9 protein-coding genes are annotated in these 18405 nt (G+C 50.7%); 5 read left to right on the top strand and 4 right to left on the bottom strand.

Annotated features, from left to right (window positions below):
- The first annotated feature begins 310 nt into the window (after window positions 1-310).
- Window positions 311-475, top strand: a complete 165-nt coding sequence (locus tag BN2762_RS26550) for a hypothetical protein (protein WP_230202533.1) — start codon at window positions 311-313, stop codon at window positions 473-475.
- Window positions 476-672: 197 nt separating this feature from the next.
- Window positions 673-1845, top strand: a complete 1173-nt coding sequence (locus BN2762_RS17345) for a phospholipase D family protein (protein ID WP_055108160.1) — start codon at window positions 673-675, stop codon at window positions 1843-1845.
- 81 nt (window positions 1846-1926) lie between these two features.
- On the opposite strand, the gene map is transcribed toward BN2762_RS17345, so the two are convergent.
- From map to BN2762_RS17325, 4 genes are all read right to left on the bottom strand, one after another.
- Entirely contained in the window at window positions 1927-2673 is a 747-nt protein-coding gene (map, locus tag BN2762_RS17340; RefSeq protein ID WP_055108159.1) for a type I methionyl aminopeptidase, read from the bottom strand.
- Window positions 2674-2678: 5 nt separating this feature from the next.
- Window positions 2679-3281, bottom strand: coding sequence for a TetR/AcrR family transcriptional regulator (locus BN2762_RS17335; RefSeq protein WP_055108158.1), 603 nt, complete (start codon window positions 3279-3281; stop codon window positions 2679-2681).
- A 135-nt stretch (window positions 3282-3416) separates the two neighbouring features.
- Window positions 3417-4448, bottom strand: coding sequence for a nitroreductase family protein (locus tag BN2762_RS17330; RefSeq protein WP_083484986.1), 1032 nt, complete (start codon window positions 4446-4448; stop codon window positions 3417-3419).
- Between the two features lie 55 nt (window positions 4449-4503).
- A complete protein-coding gene (locus BN2762_RS17325; protein ID WP_055108156.1) occupies window positions 4504-4986 on the bottom strand; it encodes a MarR family transcriptional regulator in 483 nt (160 codons plus the stop codon).
- Between the two features lie 501 nt (window positions 4987-5487).
- Here BN2762_RS17325 and BN2762_RS17320 point away from each other — a divergent pair.
- Genes BN2762_RS17320 through BN2762_RS17310 form a run of 3 tightly spaced genes read left to right on the top strand, consistent with a single transcriptional unit; the run spans window position 5488 to window position 18333 of the window.
- Window positions 5488-14025 (top strand): non-ribosomal peptide synthetase, encoded by an 8538-nt coding sequence (locus BN2762_RS17320; protein WP_083484984.1) that lies wholly within the window; start codon window positions 5488-5490, stop codon window positions 14023-14025.
- Window positions 14022-14906 carry a glycosyltransferase family 17 protein gene (locus BN2762_RS17315; protein ID WP_055108155.1) on the top strand — a complete coding sequence of 295 codons (885 nt, stop codon included), beginning with the start codon at window positions 14022-14024 and terminating at the stop codon, window positions 14904-14906. Before BN2762_RS17320 ends, BN2762_RS17315 begins: the two co-directional genes overlap by 4 nt.
- A 7-nt stretch (window positions 14907-14913) precedes the next feature.
- Window positions 14914-18333, top strand: coding sequence for an amino acid adenylation domain-containing protein (locus BN2762_RS17310; RefSeq protein WP_392391600.1), 3420 nt, complete (start codon window positions 14914-14916; stop codon window positions 18331-18333).
- The last annotated feature ends 72 nt before the right edge of the window (window positions 18334-18405 follow it).

Raw genomic sequence — 18405 nt, 5'->3', positions numbered from 1 at the left:
GCGAACACACTTTCGCATTCATAATGTAACATTATACTACGAACGAATCAATCTAAAATATTCCATTTAGAAATGATCTTCAGGTCTCCGTATTTATGCTCTAATAATTCTAATGTAAGGCGAATTAGTCTTTCAGGTTGATCTTTGTCTGGTATAACTTGAGCAATATGAAATCCAGGCATCACCTGGCACTGAAGGAGCTTCGGAAACGATTTGAAATGACGGGAGGAGACGCGTATGTCCATTGACAGGGAATTGCGTGAAGAGCTTCGCCAGGTGGCAGATTCGATGCGCTGCCCACCCGAGTTGTATGGAGCTGTTCAAGCAGATGGTCCAATTAAAGCTGAAGATGACCGATGAAAAAGGAATCAAACATGAGGAGAAGCTGACCAAAGAAGAACAGCAGCGGTTTGAGCAGCTCGTCTCCAAGCTGGCCCCGTACTTCGAGAAGATTAACGGAACCGCCAAGCCTTAAGAAAATGAATCAGGGACCCGCCCGATGAGTATGGGGTCCCTGTTTCTCGTCCAGAAGCTTTCAGGCAATAAGCTTTGTGTTAAGACAGCGCCAGGAATAATAACGTTATACTCACATATGTATGTATGCAAACATCTCTCTTCTGGGGCTGCCACATGGTATAATTTTTTTCAAATATAATTGGGGTGAGATCATCTATGAGCGTAAAAATAGCAGACAAAGGCTTCGGAAATAAATTTCGCACTCTTCTCAAGCGAACATCTGAGCAGCTCCTTATTGTTTCCCCGTACATCGGAAATAAGGTTGCAATAGCTCTTGCTCAGCATATGAAAACCACTAAAGGACTTAAATGCACTGTTATCACACGATTTTACCGTGAAGATTTTATAAAGGGAGCTAGCAGCATTTCAGGCCTGAGAAGATTAATTACTGCAGGCGCAGAGATATATGCACTCCAGGATCTGCACTCTAAATTGTACGTTTTTGATACTCATTCTGTGATTACAGGATCTTTTAATTTTACCTTTAATGGTTTTTACAAGAACCACGAATTTGGTATTTTCATGGAGGACGAACCAGACTTCACACAAGAATGTAAGAGTTACTTTTATGGCTTGTTATCCAGTATGGAAAATTCAGAAAGTGGCAATTGGTTAATCACTTTAACTCAGCTGGAGAATGAGATTCAAGCCATAAAACAATCCAAAAAGACCGTACAAAAGAAAGAAACGTTTAACGCCTATAGGTGGGGGGCAGAAATAGACCAGGAAGCTCCTACCAAACCACCAAATGGCCAAGAAAAACTAGATTTCGTGGAAGAGTGGTTTAATGAGACCGGTATTTGGATCAAGTTTGAAGGCAATGGGAACGAAAGAGTTTCATCTAGCGATGTCTACTTGGTAAGAAAAAACAAGCTATACCCGCACAAAGACGTTACCTTTTTCGGAAATAAACCGAGGGGTATAAAGAAAGGCGACCTTGTTTTTATTGCCGTTCACAGCGATAACGGAAAAGAAGAAACACCGATTATCGTGGGATATGGAAGAGCAGAAGGGAAGATTCATACTATTGGCCCGGATGACCCTTTTTACATTCGGACCAAAGGAAAGTACCCATACTACATAAGACTTCAAGAAACCCGCTTCGCAAGGGCTCCAATAAAATACGGTGTTTCCTTAAAGGAGCTTTGTCGCAATTATTATGCTGATTTATATCCTGAACCTAAAAAGTCATTTAAGGATGCGTATTCGACTCACCAAAGACAATCACACCTGAGATTATCGGAGAGGGGTAAAGACATCATTTTGAGTAACCTAGAAAAGGTTTTCACGAAACACGGTGCTGCTATCGTTGGAACATTTAACGAATAAAAGGCGGGTGAATAGAAATAGTTTGGCGAAATCGCTACTAGATTAAAGGGTATATTAATGGGAACATAAAGGGATTGAATGCTATTGTTCGGTCAATATCATTGGGCCATCCGCAGTAATGGCGATCGTATGCTCGTACTGCGCAGAAAGCGATCCGTCAGCGGTTCTGGCGGTCCATCCGTCGGAATCGATCATCATTAACGCTTTTCCGGCATTTAGCATCGGCTCGATCGTAAGAACCATCCCTTCCTTCAAACGGAACCCTTTGCCCGGATTCCCAACGTGGGGATAATTAGGCTCCTCGTGCATCTCCCTTCCTACGCCATGACCGAGCAAATCGCGCACCACCGAGAATCCGTTTCGCTCGGCATGCGTTTGAACCGCGTGCATGACATCGCCGATCCGGTTTCCGACGACAGCTTTTTCGATCCCAAGATATAAGCACTCCTTCGTTACCCGCATTAGATTACGGGCTTCTTCCGACACCTCGCCGACCGCATAACTCCAAGCTGAATCGCCGACCCAGCCATCCGCCTCCGCGACGATGTCGATGGTGACGATGTCACCTTCCTTGAGCGGCTTCCGGTTTGGAAAGCCATGTGCTATGACGTCGTTGACAGACGCACATGTCGCAAACGGATAACCGTTGTAGCCTATGGTATAAGCCTTGGCGCCATTCTCCTTCAGGAACTGCACCGCGAACGACTCGATATCGAGCGTCGTGACTCCCGGCCGGATCATACCTGCGATTACTTGATGAAAAGCAGCGACAATTCGGCCGGCTTTTCTCATTTCTTCAATTTCTGCTCTAGACTTCAGGATGACCATTCCGTTTATCTCTCCTTTGATTGAATACCTGAAAAAATCATATCGACAATCCCATCCACATCCATCTCGTTCCGCAGATCGTGATGAATGTTCAATGCTGCGCAGCCAACAAGAGAGCCAAATATCAGATTAGCTGTTTGCTCCGGTGATTTGGAACCAACTCCTTCACGAATCATTTCCACAAACGGCAAATAGACCCGTTCCTGAAATTCGGCAAACAGCTTGCTGAACCGGTTTCCCGGGAAGTGATGAAAATTATCCGCAACCGTTTTAAGCAAAATAAATACGGAGGGGTCCTCGATGCACTTCTGCAGGAGCAGCCTGGAGAATGACTCAGCTTTAAGCAAACTGCCGCCGTCCGCCGTCAAAGCGGGCAGTACTGCCGACTCCGTTCGATACAGGGCATCCCATAGTAAATCTTCCAAAAGCATGTGCTTGTTTTTGTAGTAATGATACACGGTTCCGTAGCCGAGCTCTGCCTTGGCCGCAACATCGCGTATTTCTAATTGAATGCCCTTCTCTAAATATACTTCCGCAGCCGCTTGCATAATTTGGTTCATGCGCATCTCGCGGATCGCCTCATTCTGTTCTTTGGTACGTGGTGACATGGCCCCTCCTTTTTTTGACCTGCTGTAATGTCGATATAAAATAATATACTCCGTTTGCAAGTAAGGATCAAGGACTTCGATTCGTTTTACGTTCGTGATGTTGACCATCATGATTGGCATTTTGAATTCCGTTCATCATAGATACGTGATGTTAACGAGTGGGGGAGGAGATGGCTCCGGCTGCGGCGATCGATCGTTTACTCCGAGCTCCAGCAGCGCTACGATCCGCTCCTCCGGCAAAATGCCGAACGGCTTGCACTGATCCCGGTCATAAATCCAATCCGGTATCGATCGGCGTACGTACCACGGTCTGGATTTAACCAACAGTTGAACGTTCTGGATCAAACAGCATACCGCCGCGTAATCCTCCTCCTGCTTGTGGGGATCAGCCTCTTGCTTGGCTGCAATCAGAAGGAAAGCCGACGATGGATTTTCAGAATAATCAGGGAGTTTAGCGGCCGCTTCGGTGCCCGTCATATAGATAAAGCGCCACGGCTCCCTTAGTCCGTCGTTCGGCGCCCAGACGGCGTCATTCAGCACTTCGAGAATGCTGTGCGCCGAAATCTGGGCCTGATCCGAATGAAGCCCATCCGCTATCCCGCCTCCGCCGATGGCGGTCCATTTCTGCTGTGCCGGCGTTCTTCCTCGGGCTCTCGGCGCTTTATCGAAATATCCTATATGCAAAATGCCGGCAAACCTTTCACCTTCCTGCAAACCGATTTCTGCAAGAAACGACTCGCTTTGAAAGATAGGGTCCGTGTCCCACAGCGCGCCCAGGCCGCGATCCCAGCCAAGCAGTTGAAAATTCTGCATCACACTGCAGACTGCAGCGTAATTTTCGTCGCTCTGCCGCCGATCGGAGGCGGATTCCGCGATGAAGATCAGGTGAACGGGAATATCCGTTATTCGTTTTATGAAAAAATCGATCATTTTAGCGGGAAGAAGTTTGCCGAATCGGCTTACCTTCAGCTTAGCCATCATGCTCTCAACTAACCTGTGACGCGACTCAGGCGTGCCTGCGATAAGGCAGCGCCAGCGCGGCGTACCTTCGGCTTCGTACAGTCTGGCCGCATCGTTCAGCAAGGATACGACCAGTTCCGGCTCTACCGGTGTTGTGTTGAATCTCCGGATGGTTCTGCGTTCTTTGATCGTTTGGGGAAAATTCAATATGACTCCTCCTTGATTTTTGTTTACTAGTAAACAAAGTGATTAAAAAATTAGCTTATCTCTCGCCTACATACCGGGCCATCCCTTGAAAAAACTTAAAAATCGTCTGCAGCTCACTTTCGGAATAATTGTCCAAAAATCGCATAAAGCGCTGCTCCTCTGCTTCGTGCATATCCCGATGCAATTCGAACAGCTGCTTCCCATAGGGCGTTAGACGAAAATATACTTCTTTGCGATTGTCGTTTAGCTGTGTTCGACGAATTAGGTCAAGATCAAGCAGCTTCTTGCTGATCTTGGTAATGCTCGCCTTCGACAATTTTAATTTTTCGGCAATCGCGGAATGGTTAATCGGTTCATGATGTCCGATGCAATCCAGAACATGGATGGTCGATAAATTCCCAGGTACGCTTTTCAGTTGATGAAGCTGCACCATCTCTTTGATTTCTTTAAGTTCCAGTTCCATTCGCTGTTCATGCAGATGAGAGAAGTGGAGCAACTGTTCATAAATTAACGCCTTGATGCTGTCAGGATAATTCATTGATCCGGAATCACACTCCATATTGTTTACTTAGAAACTAAAATATCACAGTTTGTCGGATTCAGCAATTGCCGCAACAGGAAATCTCGTGGATCAAATTTGTGCGAATGATAGAAAGCAAGTATGCAGACACTGGAAATGAACCCGGAATTTAAGCGTCGAATACTTGAACGAGGGATTTTCTGGAGTATAAAAGATCATTGAATTTAATAGATTGCATAACACACAGTGTCAATGTAAAATATAGCCATAAATGGTTAATAGATGATCCATCGGTATAGGCCTAATTCCTATTACTCAAGCAGAAAAATATAGACTAAGCGATGTCCTAGACTTAAATCCCCTCATGACTACCCCGAAGACAAATTGAACAAGCCAGGAGAAGTCCCTATTAGGCCTTCTACAGCGTTTGAGATCTAAGCTGTCCCACTTTCTCGACAAAACAATCTCGTAGCCGCCTTTTTGAGGCATGTAGAATAAAAACAAATAAGAGGGGCTGATATGACGATGGCACCTGAAAAGAGAATGCAGGTACTTGCAAATCAAAAGGCGGAAGATGGGCCTGTAAGTGGTTACGCTTTTCGGAAGATTTGTTTAGAGGATAGACATGTACAAGCAATGACGGAATTCGTCCGCAGGCACCATCTTTGCATGTCTACTTGTTTAACGGCAATATGGTCCGTGTTACTATCCCATTACGCTGACCAATACGAGGTATCCGTTGTATATTCCATCATGCGCGAGGAAGCCGGGGACTGCAGCCAGGGCTACCCACTTCTAATAGACATACGCAAAGAAGACCGCCTTATTGATTTAATTCATAAGGTCGAGCTGCAGATCGATAGAAGAAGCGGCGGTGTATGGAGCGAAACGTTGACCAAGCAAGCCGAAGAAGGTTCCATAGCGTTGGAACCCGGAAAACTTCTCAATTTCGGCCTTGCAGAGACAGAGGAAATGATTCCGTTTGACAGCATGAAGTCATCTGTTACTATGCACGAAATGGATCACCCGGTGATCGCACTCGTATATCGATACAGACTCAACAAACTCGAATGTTCGCTTCAATATGATAGCAGTCGCTTTAGCAAAACGCAGATCACCAGGCTTGCAGGACATTTCGGAGTACTATTGACCAACGCATTGAAAGATCCAGAGCAGCCCGTGCTTTTTCACCCTTTCCTGACTTGGAAGGAAGGGGATCAGTTCATTCGATGGAACGATACGGACAGGTCGTATCCCATGCATAAAACCGTTTATCACTTGGTAGAAGAACAGGCGGCCAAGACGCCGGAGGCGGTCGCCTTGGAGTTTCGTCAGCAGAAGCTGACCTACTCTGAATTAAACCGCAGGGCTAATCGAATCGCGCACGTCATTGTGGATACATATCTGAAGAACGAGCAGGGCGTTTTACCGCGAGGGACGCTGATTCCTATCATGATGGAACGAAGCGCAGATGTGCTCCCGGCCATGCTGGGAGTGTTAAAGACGGGAGGGGCTTACCTTCCGATTGATCCCCAATATCCAGAGGAACGCATCCGGTTTATTCTGCAGGACGCTCAAGCCCAAATCATCGTGACAACGAGCCAATTGGCCGTGAAGCTGAATTCGGTGATTTCTCAAGCCGGCATGAAGGAGCCGGCGGTTATTTGTATCGACGACTGGCTTGCAGAGCCCTGCGATTCCGTTAACAATTTGAACGTTGAGGTCAAGCCCGACGATCTGGCATACGTCATCTATACGTCCGGCTCCACCGGAAACCCGAAGGGCGCGCTTATTGAACATGCCGGACTTGTTGCTTTAATTCCTTATCTTATTGACAGGTTTGGGCTGACTCCGGATACGCGAGTACTGCAGTTTGCTTCCATCAGCTTTGATGCATCGGTTTACGAATGGATCGGAACATTAACGGTCGGTGGCACGCTTGTTGTTTTGTCGGAAGAGGAATTGCCCCCGTATGCTGATATTTCGGACGTACTCGAACGAAAGAATATTAATCTCGCTATGCTGCCTCCATCCGTATTAAAAACGATGAAAAAGCGCGGCTTGCCCGATTTGCAGACGATCGTGTCAGCTGGGGAGGCTTGTACGCCGGATATTGTGGAGGATTGGGGACAAGAACGGATATTCCTAAACGCCTACGGTCCAACGGAAGTGACCATTATTTGTTCTGTGGGAACCTGCCGACCGGGTAAAAAAGTGACGATCGGGCGGCCTGTTTATAACAAACGGCTCTTTGTCCTGAATCCGTTCGGCCAGCCGGTTCCGGTAGGCGTTCCCGGCGAGCTGTGGGTAGGCGGCGTCGGGCTGGCCAGAGGCTACCTGAACCGCGAAGAGCTAACCAGGGAACGGTTCGTTTACAAAGAGCTTGTCATGGGCGACGGACATGCTCCGCAAACCGAGCGGTTATATAAAACCGGGGATATCGTTAGGTGGACGCCGGGCGGGGAATTATTATTTATCGGACGCAGCGACGATCAGGTCAAGATTAGAGGCTACCGCATCGAGCTTGGGGAAATCGAGCATCAGCTTCGTCAGTATCCGGGCATTCGTCAATGCCTGGTCCGGGCTTGGCACGACGGGCATTATCAGAAGCTGGCGGCTTATTATACCTCTTCCCAGGAGCCGGAAGAGGCAGAATTGGCGCAGCACCTGTCCTCCGTGCTACCGTCTTACATGGTTCCGTCTTACTTCTGCCGACTTGAATCGTTTCCATTGAATACAAATGGCAAAGTGGACCGTTTGGCGCTTCCTCATCCGAATACGATGTGGCAGCACTCGGCCGATAAGGCGCCGGAAACGGGCGAAGACGAAATGGAAACACGGCTGCTTCGCATTTGGCGGCACCTGCTTAAACGGCAAAATATCGGAGTCAACGATCATTTCTATGCCGTTGGGGGAGATTCCATCCTCGCCATTCAGATGGTATCCATGGCCAGGGATCACGGAATTGTCGTGACACCCAGACAAGTAGCGGACCATCCGACCGTGAAGGATTTGGCGGCCGTGGCCGCTTGGGTTTCCGGTGAGAAGCAAAAGGAGCAGGCCGTCGATTTGGCGGGCGAATTCGGGCTGACGCCGATTCAGCACTGGTTTTTCGAGCAGCAGTTCGAAGAACCTAACTATTTCAATCAATCGCATATGCTGCTGCTCAACCACTGCGACCCTGTGAGACTGGAGGATGCCATCAACCGGCTGGTCCGGCTGCATCTGGAGCTTGCGACGGAATTCGTAAAACGGGGGCAAACCTATGTACAGCGCTACCGAACGGACGCCGTCGTGCAGCTCGCTTCCCACTCCATTCGGGACACAGAGCGCCCTGATCCGGAAATTGCCGCCGTTTGCGCAATGTGGCAGGGTCAACTGAACTACGAGACGGGAACGATGCTTCGCGCCGGGTTGATCCAAGGCCACCCTGACGGCAAAACTCGTCTGTTCCTCGCCGTTCATCATCTGGTCATCGACGGGGTTTCCTGGAGGATTCTGCTTCAAGAGCTGTATCAGTTGTATCACGGCGCTGAGCTGCCCCCGGTTCCAAGCCCGTATAAAAAGTGGCAGGCTGCAATCACGGACTATGCGCAAAAAGAGGATCTACGCGACCATATCAGGAATTGGACCGAGGTGCTGGCCAGTTCTGCCGCATTCCAGTTACCCGTAGACCGCTCAGCAGATAATAGAAGCAGCGCCGAATCCGCAGAGCTAATTGCAACGCTGCCGCCAAGCGATACGCAGCGGCTGCTGCACCGGTGCGCTCACGCTTACCATACGCAGATCAACGATCTGCTGCTTACCGCCTGGTCGCAGATGCTGTCCGCCTGGACTGGACAGCAGACGGTCGCCTTCCGGCTGGAGGGCCATGGACGGGAGCACTCCGTATCCGACATGAACCTGACCCGAACCATCGGCTGGTTCACATCGATGTTTCCCGTATGCATCCGGTTGTCGGCTGACGCTTCTTTGGGAGAAACGATCAAATCCGTCAAGGAGCAGCTGCGCCGCATTCCTGACCGGGGCATCTCGTACGGGGCGCTGCGGTATTGTCATCCTGACGAGACGGTTCGAACGTCCTTGACCGCATCCGAGCCGCAGGCGCTGTTCAATTATTTGGGCCAATTCGATCAGACCGAAGCCGGAGAAGCGAACGAATGGTTAAGCTTCAGCCGCGATGCCGCACAGGACTATAGCTCGCCGCGGAACCACGGAACAAGTCTGCTGGAGCTTAACTGCTCCATCGTTCATGGCCAACTGCATTTATTTATGAAATACAGCAGACGCCACTATGAGGAAGCGACGATTGCCAGGTTAACCGAATCCTTCATCTCTTATCTGCTTTCCATTATTGAACACTGCGAGGAGAAAGAGAGCGAAGAGTTTACGCCGAGCGATTTTCCACTGGTTTTGCTTGATCAGCCTTCACTGGATCAAATCATCAATACGTACCAAGCGCAATATGGCTTGGATAAAATCATGCCGCTTAGCCCGCTGCAGAAAGGACTTCTTTTTCATTATTTGAATCATCCCTCCTCAGACCAATATTTCGTGCAGACAAGCTGGACATACGAAGGCAGGCTCGATGCTGCCCGTTATCGGGAAGCGTGGGAGCGTGTCGTTGCTGAAAATGATTGTTTACGGACAGGCTTCCTCTGGGAAGCGCTGGACGAGCCGGTACAGTGTGTTCTCCAAACCGTGGAGCTGGATTGGACGGTAGAGAATCTCGCCTTACAGCCTGCGGATCGACAGCAGGAGCACTTCGAGCAGTGGATGACGCTGGACCGCGAACGCCGCTTCGATCTGCGACGGCCTGCGCACCGCCTTGCGTTGATTCGCTGTAGTCCAGAGGAATGGAGGGTAGTTTGGAGCTACCATCATATTTTGCTGGACGGATGGAGCCTTCCGCTGCTGCTTAATCGGGTTCATGATCTTTATGAATGCAGCCTGCGGGGCATAACGCCTTGCCGTAATCCCTCGCTCCCTTTGGAACCCTATATCCGGTGGCTGATGGAGAAGGATCGGACGGAAGCCGAAATCTTCTGGAAGGCTTATTTAGCTGACATAACCGAACCGACCCCGCTGCCGATGGACAAAAGCGGTATACGCTTCGATGCGCATCAGCCGATCCGCAGACAGCAGACCGAGACGCTGGAATTGGACTCAAGCTTGACCAGGCAAATGACAGCGTTTGTGCAGCAAACGAAAATATCGCTCAATACCTTGGTACAGTTCGCTTGGGGAAAAGTACTGCAAGTGCTTCAGGACGCGGATATAACCGTATTCGGCATGGTCGTGTCCGGCCGTGGATCCGACCTTGCCAAGGCGGACCGTATCACGGGCTTACTGATTAATACGCTTCCTCTGGTGATGCATTGGAATACGGAACAGTCCGTCGCCAGCTATGTGAAGGAGCTTCATCACACGATTCAGAAGCTGAACGATTACTGCTATGTCAGCCTGAACGAATTACAGGACTGGAGCTCCGTACAAGGCCATACGTTATTCCACAGCATCGTTGCTTACGAAAATTATTTGAACGACTATAGCCAGCCGGCGAGCGGACTGTACATGTCGGCTATGGAGGAACGAGAAAAAACGAATTACCCGCTGACGATTACCATTGCGAGCGATGGAGACCAGGTCGTCATCAAGCTGATTTATGATGCCGACCGGCTGGAGCAGGAAACGGTGCGCCGGTTGATCGAGCATCTGCGTCATGCTTTGCATTATGCAGTAGAGCATCCGGACAGCGCTGTCGGAGACATTGCTTTAATGACTGCGGACGATTACAACCGTATTGTCTACGATTGGAACCGTACATTCACGGAGTACCCAAGGGAGAGCTCGGTTCCCGAGCTATTCGGGGAGCAGGTCCGGCTCCGGCCTTCCCAACCGGCGGTAATCACATATGACCAGGCCGTGACTTACGAACGGCTTGACCAATTATCACATCATGTGGCGAGCTTGCTCACGGAGGATGCGCCGGTTCGCGGGAAGCTCATCGGCGTCTGTCTGCCGCGCTCGATCGAATTTATCGTTTCCATTCTAGGCATCTTGAAGGCGGGCTGCGCCTACGTGCCGATCGATCCCGATTTCCCAGCGGACCGCATACGCGACATGATCCGGGACGCCGGACTGGACACGATCATTACCTCGCGCAGCGAAGCAGACAGCCTTGCGGAAGCGTGCAGAGGTGTGAGCTTAAAGCTGCTCTGTGCCGATGATTTCGACACTGAGACCTTTGCGGGTCAGGATGAAATTGGCGCTCGCCCCGCGGCCGCTTGCGATCTTGCTTATCTAATGTATACGTCCGGTTCGACGGGCAAACCCAAGGGGGTTATGGTCGAACATCGCAGCATCGTCCGACTGGTGAAGCATACGAACTATTTCCCGTTTTCTCCGGATATCAAGCTGCTTTATACTGGTTCCCCGGTGTTTGACGCTTCCACGTTTGAAATTTGGGGCACGCTGCTGAACGGGGGCCGCCTGTTCGTCGTTTCCAAAGACGATCTGATGAATGTCCGCCTGCTGGAGCAGAGGATGAAAGCATGGGGCATCAACGCGCTATGGCTCAGTGTCGCATTATGCAATCAATGGATTCAGACGAACGAATCGATGTTCGCCGGACTCCGTTGGCTGCTTGTAGGCGGTGAAGCGTTGTCTCCGAAGCCGATTAATCGTCTACGGCTGGAGTATCCGGCGCTTACAATCCTCAATGTCTACGGTCCAACGGAGAACACCACTTTTTCGACGAGCTATCCGATTGAGCGGACCTTTGAACGCAACATCCCCATCGGTAAGCCGATCAGCAATACGACCTGCTATATTCTGGACAAAAGGGGGCGTGTCCAGCCTGTCGGAGCCGTCGGAGAAATCTATGTGGGAGGAGACGGCGTCGCGCGCGGCTATTGGCAGCAGGAGGAGCTGACGCGGAAGGCATTTGTTCCGAATCCGTACGCTACCTCCGAAGATCGCGAAAAAAGAAGAAATTTGGTCTTGTACCGGACAGGAGATTTCGGGAGATGGCTTCCGGACGGGAATATCGAATACATGGGACGGAGCGACGGCCAACTGAAGCTTCGCGGCTTCCGGATCGAACCGGGAGAGATCGAGCACCGTCTTAACGGCTATCCCGCCGTTAAGCAGAGTCTCGTGATCGCCCGCGAGCTCCATGGGGAGCTGCGGCTGATCGCTTATTATACAGCGGAGAGGGATGAACTAGACATTCGGGAAGACCAGCTTCAAGCCTTTATGGCGAACAGTCTGCCTTCGTACATGCTTCCTTTCCGGTACGTTCGGCTGGAGTCGTTTCCGTTAACGGTGAATGGGAAAATTGACCGGGTAAGATTGCCACTGCCGGAAGCACGGCGTACCGTCCAAACGTCTGAACCCGGTGCCGCAACGGAGCTGGAGCAACTGATAGAGCAGATTTGGCGCGACGTGCTGAAGCTCGATCACATCCGCAAGGACGAGGATTTTCACGCGTTGGGAGGCCATTCACTGCATGCGCTGCGCATCGTCAGCCTGCTGCAAAAGGACGGCTATCCGGTGACGGTCAACCAAATCTTTCGGGAGCAAACGATCGAACGTTTGGCCCGCTCCTTGAACGGAGCGCTTTCAGCTTCGGCTTCGGCCCCGGCTTTGGCGGCCCGACCGGATACGGAAAAAGCCATGGCACAGCACACGTACCCGAAGGGCGGATTTCCGCTGTCGGCGGTGCAGAGACGTTTCTTCAACCGCGACTTGAAGAACCGCAACATGTTCAACATCCCTTATCTGGCTTTGCTCAAGCAGCGGATCACAAAGCAAGAGATGAATCGAGCGCTGCAGCTTCTGGTCGATCGGCATGCGGTGCTGAAGCTGACCTTTGCCCAGCTCGATCACAGAGAATGGTACCAGTATGAACGGGACATCGATATGGACCGGGCTTTAACATATGTGGATCTGCGGGAGGCCGCAGTGTCTCATGACAGCTTTATCTCGGAGTATTGCTCGAAGCTTCAGCATGGATTCGATATCGGGAACGGTCCATTGTGGAAAGCCGTATTGTTCGACCATTACGGCAGCGGAGGCCGGCAGGTGCTGCTGCTTTTGTTCCATCATTTGATTTTTGACGGGATGTCGATGAACATCTTTTTGGAAGATTTCCGGCAGCTTCTCTTCATTGGGGCTAATGGAGAGCTCGATCAGGAAGCGGGGAGCAGCTACCGCGACTGGTGCTGGGCGCTGACACAATACGCACACGGAGGCATTTCGGCCGAATCGGAAGCCTATTGGAGAGGGGTTGTCAGAGGCGGCAAGTCCTTGCAGGTCGATCGGGTAGCGAAGGAATGGCCCGTTCACCGTCATATGGCGACGATTACCGATGATTTGTTGGTAGGCTCTCCGCAGGTCGGCTTGTTGAAAGCATTGGCGGCTCAGCGGCATACCACCCCGCTCGGCATTCTGTTAACGGCATTGTCCCAGGCTTGCTTCGATCTGAAAAAGCAGCCGGATCTGCTGCTGCATCTGATGTCCTACCAGCGCGAATCCTTTTTGCCGGGCATCGCGATTGACCGCACGGTCGGATTTTTTGCCGGGGCGTATCCCGTACGAATCCGCTTCGGGAAGCAGGAGCTTGCAGGCCATACTGAGGCGCTGCTGGAGCATGTCAAGCGGACGCTGCAGGAGATTCCCAATGAAGGTATGGACTATTTTGCTTTGCGGCATATCGTACCGGAGCTTCATCCGGAAGCGGAGCCGCTGGTCGATGACAGCCGCATGCTGTTCCATTATCAATCGGAGGAAACGGCTTGGCAAGCCGACGACTTCTACGAGCCGTTGACCCTTCCGTACGGAAATACCAATGCGCCGGACAACCCTTCCGCTTATTGGTTAAATATGACGGCTTGCTTGAAGCGGGACAGGCTGAGCTTGACCTGCTATTACAGCACGCTGCACTACGAAGAACAAACCGTGGCCGGGCTGGTGCACCGGTTTGCAGGATATTTGCGCCAATGCATCAAGGTTAACTCGTTCACAACGACAGGAGAAGGGAGCTTCCGGTCATGAAAATTTATCAATTTTGCCCGTTTTTCAACGAAAAACGGGTGGCGGAGATCAAACTGAAAGAAGATGCCCGCTGGATCGACGAGCTGCACGTGATCGAGGCCAACAAGACATTCAGCTATGTGGACAAGCCTCGGAACTTCGATCCGACTTATCTCGGTCCGAAGGTGATTTACCATTCACTCGATGCCGACAACGTGTTTCGCAAGCCGCAGCGGCATCAATTGTATTTTAACCCTGAGACTTGTCAAGCGCCGAACTTTGACCGCTGGTATTGGCGCTTGCTGAGCTACAACAGCGCATTTCATAACGAAGCGTATCAGAGAAGCCTGTGCTCTGAGATTTTACGAGAGCGGGTCGAGGATGACGATGTAATCATTCTGGCTGATTTCGACGAGATCATCGATAGCCGGATGGCGGACCGGATTGTCTCGGAGGTGAAAAGACGTCAAGTCATTACCGTCAAAATGCACTATTCCGTCTTTTATTTGAATCTATTCTGCCGTTCCAATCACGGCGCTCCTCATTGGAGCTATCGCGTCTTTGCGATGACAGGACGATTCTTCAGAAGCATGCCTTTCTCGGGGGATTATCTAAGGAAGAAGGGAATTGCCGAAGGGCTCCATCAAGACATCTACTGCCTGGAAGAGCCGGCCGGGTTTCATCATTCGTGGCTGGACTATCGCCAAACCGCGCTGCCCAAGCTTCAAGCGTTCGCAGCCAATGTCAAGGACAAAAGTATCGTGAACGAAGATTACATCAAGCAATGTCTGGATGATAAAAAGCTGTACTATCTTGATACCGAGCTGTACGTGGATAACGAAAAACCGTTTTTACCTGCTCTGCAGGATATCCAAACGGCGGATCTTATGTACGGGAGGTAATACGATGGTGGGAAAGGCGAGTTTGCCGGATCGGTTCGACAACAAGGATACTGACCTGTGGGAGAAGTCAATCTGCCAGCTGTTCGAGGAGCAGGTGGAACGAACGCCGGATCAAATTGCAGTCGTTTTTGAGGAACAGCAGTTGACGTATGGCGAGCTGAATGAGCGTGCTAACCGGCTGGCGCGAACCCTTCGGGCGGAAGGCGTCCAGCCGGATCAACCGGTCGGCATTATGGCGGAGCGTTCCCCGGACTTGATCGTGGGCATCCTTGGCATCTTGAAAGCCGGGGGGGCATACATGCCGATCGATCCCGGGTACCCTGAGACACGCATCCAATATATGCTTGAGGATTCAGGCGCGAAAATGCTGCTAACCAAAAACCATTTACCGGGGCATATAGACTTTGGCGGGAAAACGCTGAATTTGGACGACAGCCACATTTACGACGGGGACGGATCGAATTTGGAGCCCGTATCGGGTCCGTATGATTTGGCCTATATCATCTATACGTCGGGATCGACCGGCATGCCGAAAGGCGTAATGATTGAGCAGCGAAGCGTAGCCCGGTTGGTAAAAAACTGCAACTATGTTACGTTAAATGAAACAACGCGAATCCTGCAAACCGGAGCGGTCGTTTTTGACGCTTCCACGTTTGAAATTTGGGGAGCGCTGCTTAATGGCGGGCGGCTTTATCTTGTGAACAACGAAGTCATTTTGATCGCGGGAAAATTGAAGGAAGCAATCCGGGATTACGGAATTACAACGATGTTTCTTGCCACATCCCTCTTTAATCAATTGTCGCAGCGGGACAGCAGGCTGTTTGGCGGCTTGCAAACCCTGCTTGTCGGGGGCGAAGCTCTATCCGTACCGCAGGTCAATCTTGTGCTGCGCGATAATCCCGGACTGGTACTTATGAACGGTTATGGCCCGACAGAGAATACGACGTTCTCCACAGTGCATTGGATCGAAGGAGAGCAGAGCGGAACGGTGCCGATCGGCCGTCCGATCAGCCGTTCCACGGCTTACGTCACGGACGATGCATTGAAGCTGCTCCCAATCGGAGCATGGGGAGAGCTGCTCGTCGGCGGAGAAGGCGTGGCGCGCGGATATTTGAACCGGCCGGATCTGACAGCGGAGAAGTTTATCGATAGCCCATTTCGCCCGAAAGAGCGCTGCTACAGGACGGGCGATTTGGCCCGCTGGCGGGCAGACGGCACGCTGGAATACAGAGGCCGGATCGACAGACAGGTGAAAATTCGGGGATACCGGATCGAACTGGAAGAGATTGAGGCGCAGCTTGAGAAGGTGGAGATGATCCGGGAGGCTGTGGTGATCGCCAGGGAGGACAGCGGGGAGAAGCTATTATGCGCCTACTTTGTAGCAGATCGGGCGTTCATTGCAAGTGAAGTTCGAAGTGCGCTAGAGAAAATACTGCCCGACTACATGATTCCGTCCTACTTCGTGCAACTGGAGCAATTTCCGCTCACCGTCAACGGCAAAGTGGATCGTCAAGCGCTGCCGGCTCCCGAAGTAAACCGGCAGACCGGAGCAGAACAAGCCATGCCCGCGACGGAGCTGGAGGCGAAGCTGGCGAAGATTTGGCAAGTGGTATTAGGGGTGCCAAGCCTCAGCGTCCTGGACAGCTTCTTTGATCTCGGCGGGCATTCTCTCAAAGCGCTGGCCTTGATGTCGGAAATGGAAAAGGCCGGATGCCGTGTTACCTTAACGGATATTTATCACTATAAATCGATCCGAGCCATCGCCGCTTACCTTCAATCGGCGATGGAGGAGGAAGGACTCATCGAAGCGAAAGAAGCTCTTGTTTCCTGGCTGCACCAAGAAACAGGGGGCGTGTATAAACTGGTCTCGTATCAAGTCAGAGATGTGTTCAAAGAAACGAAAAGCATTAATGTTCTATACAGCGACGATGTGGAAAAGAATCGCGTCGAAAGCCTAGTACAGATGATGAACGGGAAGGTCGTCAAAAATTTGCTGCCACACTATATCGTGCCTTTACATCAAAGAATTGAAGTTGATCTGAACGAAACGCTCGATGAAGAAGTTTTCTGCCGGCGCCTCGGTTTAAACGAAATAAAACCGGATGAGGCAACAACCATTCGCGAGGAGCTTCAAAATGATTACCGTCAAACGGATCAGTGGATCCAAACGGGGGAAGTGATGCAGGAATATCCGTTTGGGGCGGCACAACAGATGCAAATCAAGTTTCAAACGCCTCCTTGCGTCGTTTTCTTCAAGCTGGACGAGTACGTGGATTATACACTACTGGACCAGTCCTACGCTGAACTCGTGCAGAGCCAAGGCTTGTTGAGAAGCGTTCCCGTCCAAGGGGAGCCAAGCCTTTGCTGGAAGGAATACGCCCTTCCATCCTCCCGTCCGCCGAAGCTTTATCTGATCGACGTATCGGGCTACAATTCTTGCGACCCGTTTATGGACATGCTGCAGGATTTCGTTCACAACACCCGATACGACGGGGAGCGCATCTTGTATCAAATGATTCTGTTAAAACGAAATTTGCGCGAGCATTATGTGATCGCACTTTTGCATCATGCTATTTGCGACCGCGTGACAACCGAAGTCATCGAGCGGCAGATGGTCTCTTACTACAGAAATCTTCTGTTGAATCAAGTTTCGCCTTCGGACGAAGTGAAGCCTTTCCTTGAGTATGTCGAGCAAATTCAAAGCGGACCGCAAGGCATCACCGAGCAAGAATGGATCTCGGCCTTTGAACTGGAGGCATTTCACCGGAGCAAGCAGGATATTTTACGCCGGCTGGAGCATCGGACGAGTGATGAAGCCTTCATGTTCGATGTGGCTATTCCGACCAAAGAACATTCCTTGGGGCATGCGATTTCCGTCTATACCAAGGGCTTGCAGGTCTACTTGGAGACGGAACATTTTCCCTTGCTGTTCTTATACGATGGACGAAGATATGAAGAAGCGTCATATTACAATACCGTCGGCGAATTTATTGATTTCGTGCCTCTCTTCATCGATGCGGGGTGGAGTCCGGATAAGACAATGTGTTCTGTCAGAGCCCGGCTGGAGCTTTTAAAGGATAGAAACCTTAATTTTATGCATCTGCTCACCGATCCTGCTTGTCGTATCGACTGGTCGAGAACCAAGAGGTTGGTACAGTTTGGGGAACAGTATGAGCAGATTGATTTGTTCATGTTTAATTATTTAGGCAATAGCGCCAAGGGGAATTTGCGGGAAAGCTACGATGATACCGTCGTAAAACAGCCGAATCCGCTGCCGTTCCCTTCACTGTTTAACTGTATCGCAACATCTTACGCCGACGGGTTTATTTTCTCCATTCGCTGTAGCTACAAAATTGACGTTGGGGAAGTCAGGAAGGCTTTTCTCAAGGCAGCAGGTTCAGAGGAAAGCAACGCGGAGTTACTGTAAGAAATGCAACTGTACAAAATGAAGCCACTGTTTGCATAGACATATAACTTTAGGTAAAACCCAGTCCGAATC

Source organism: Paenibacillus ihumii (assembly GCF_001403875.1).
In the GTDB taxonomy this organism is placed as follows: Bacteria; Bacillota; Bacilli; order Paenibacillales; family Paenibacillaceae; genus Fontibacillus; species Fontibacillus ihumii.
This window is presented reverse-complemented; position numbering and strand designations above follow the sequence as displayed.

Bases quoted from the DNA above. Each gene is read 5' to 3' on its own strand.
- BN2762_RS26550 (WP_230202533.1), top strand. From the start codon at position 311: ATGGAGCTGTTCAAGCAGATGGTCCAATTAAAGCTGAAGATGACCGAT.
- BN2762_RS17345 (WP_055108160.1), top strand. From the start codon at position 673: ATGAGCGTAAAAATAGCAGACAAAGGCTTCGGAAATAAATTTCGCACT.
- map (WP_055108159.1), bottom strand. From the start codon at position 2,673: ATGGTCATCCTGAAGTCTAGAGCAGAAATTGAAGAAATGAGAAAAGCC.
- BN2762_RS17335 (WP_055108158.1), bottom strand. From the start codon at position 3,281: ATGTCACCACGTACCAAAGAACAGAATGAGGCGATCCGCGAGATGCGC.
- BN2762_RS17325 (WP_055108156.1), bottom strand. From the start codon at position 4,986: ATGAATTATCCTGACAGCATCAAGGCGTTAATTTATGAACAGTTGCTC.
- BN2762_RS17320 (WP_083484984.1), top strand. From the start codon at position 5,488: ATGACGATGGCACCTGAAAAGAGAATGCAGGTACTTGCAAATCAAAAG.
- BN2762_RS17315 (WP_055108155.1), top strand. From the start codon at position 14,022: ATGAAAATTTATCAATTTTGCCCGTTTTTCAACGAAAAACGGGTGGCG.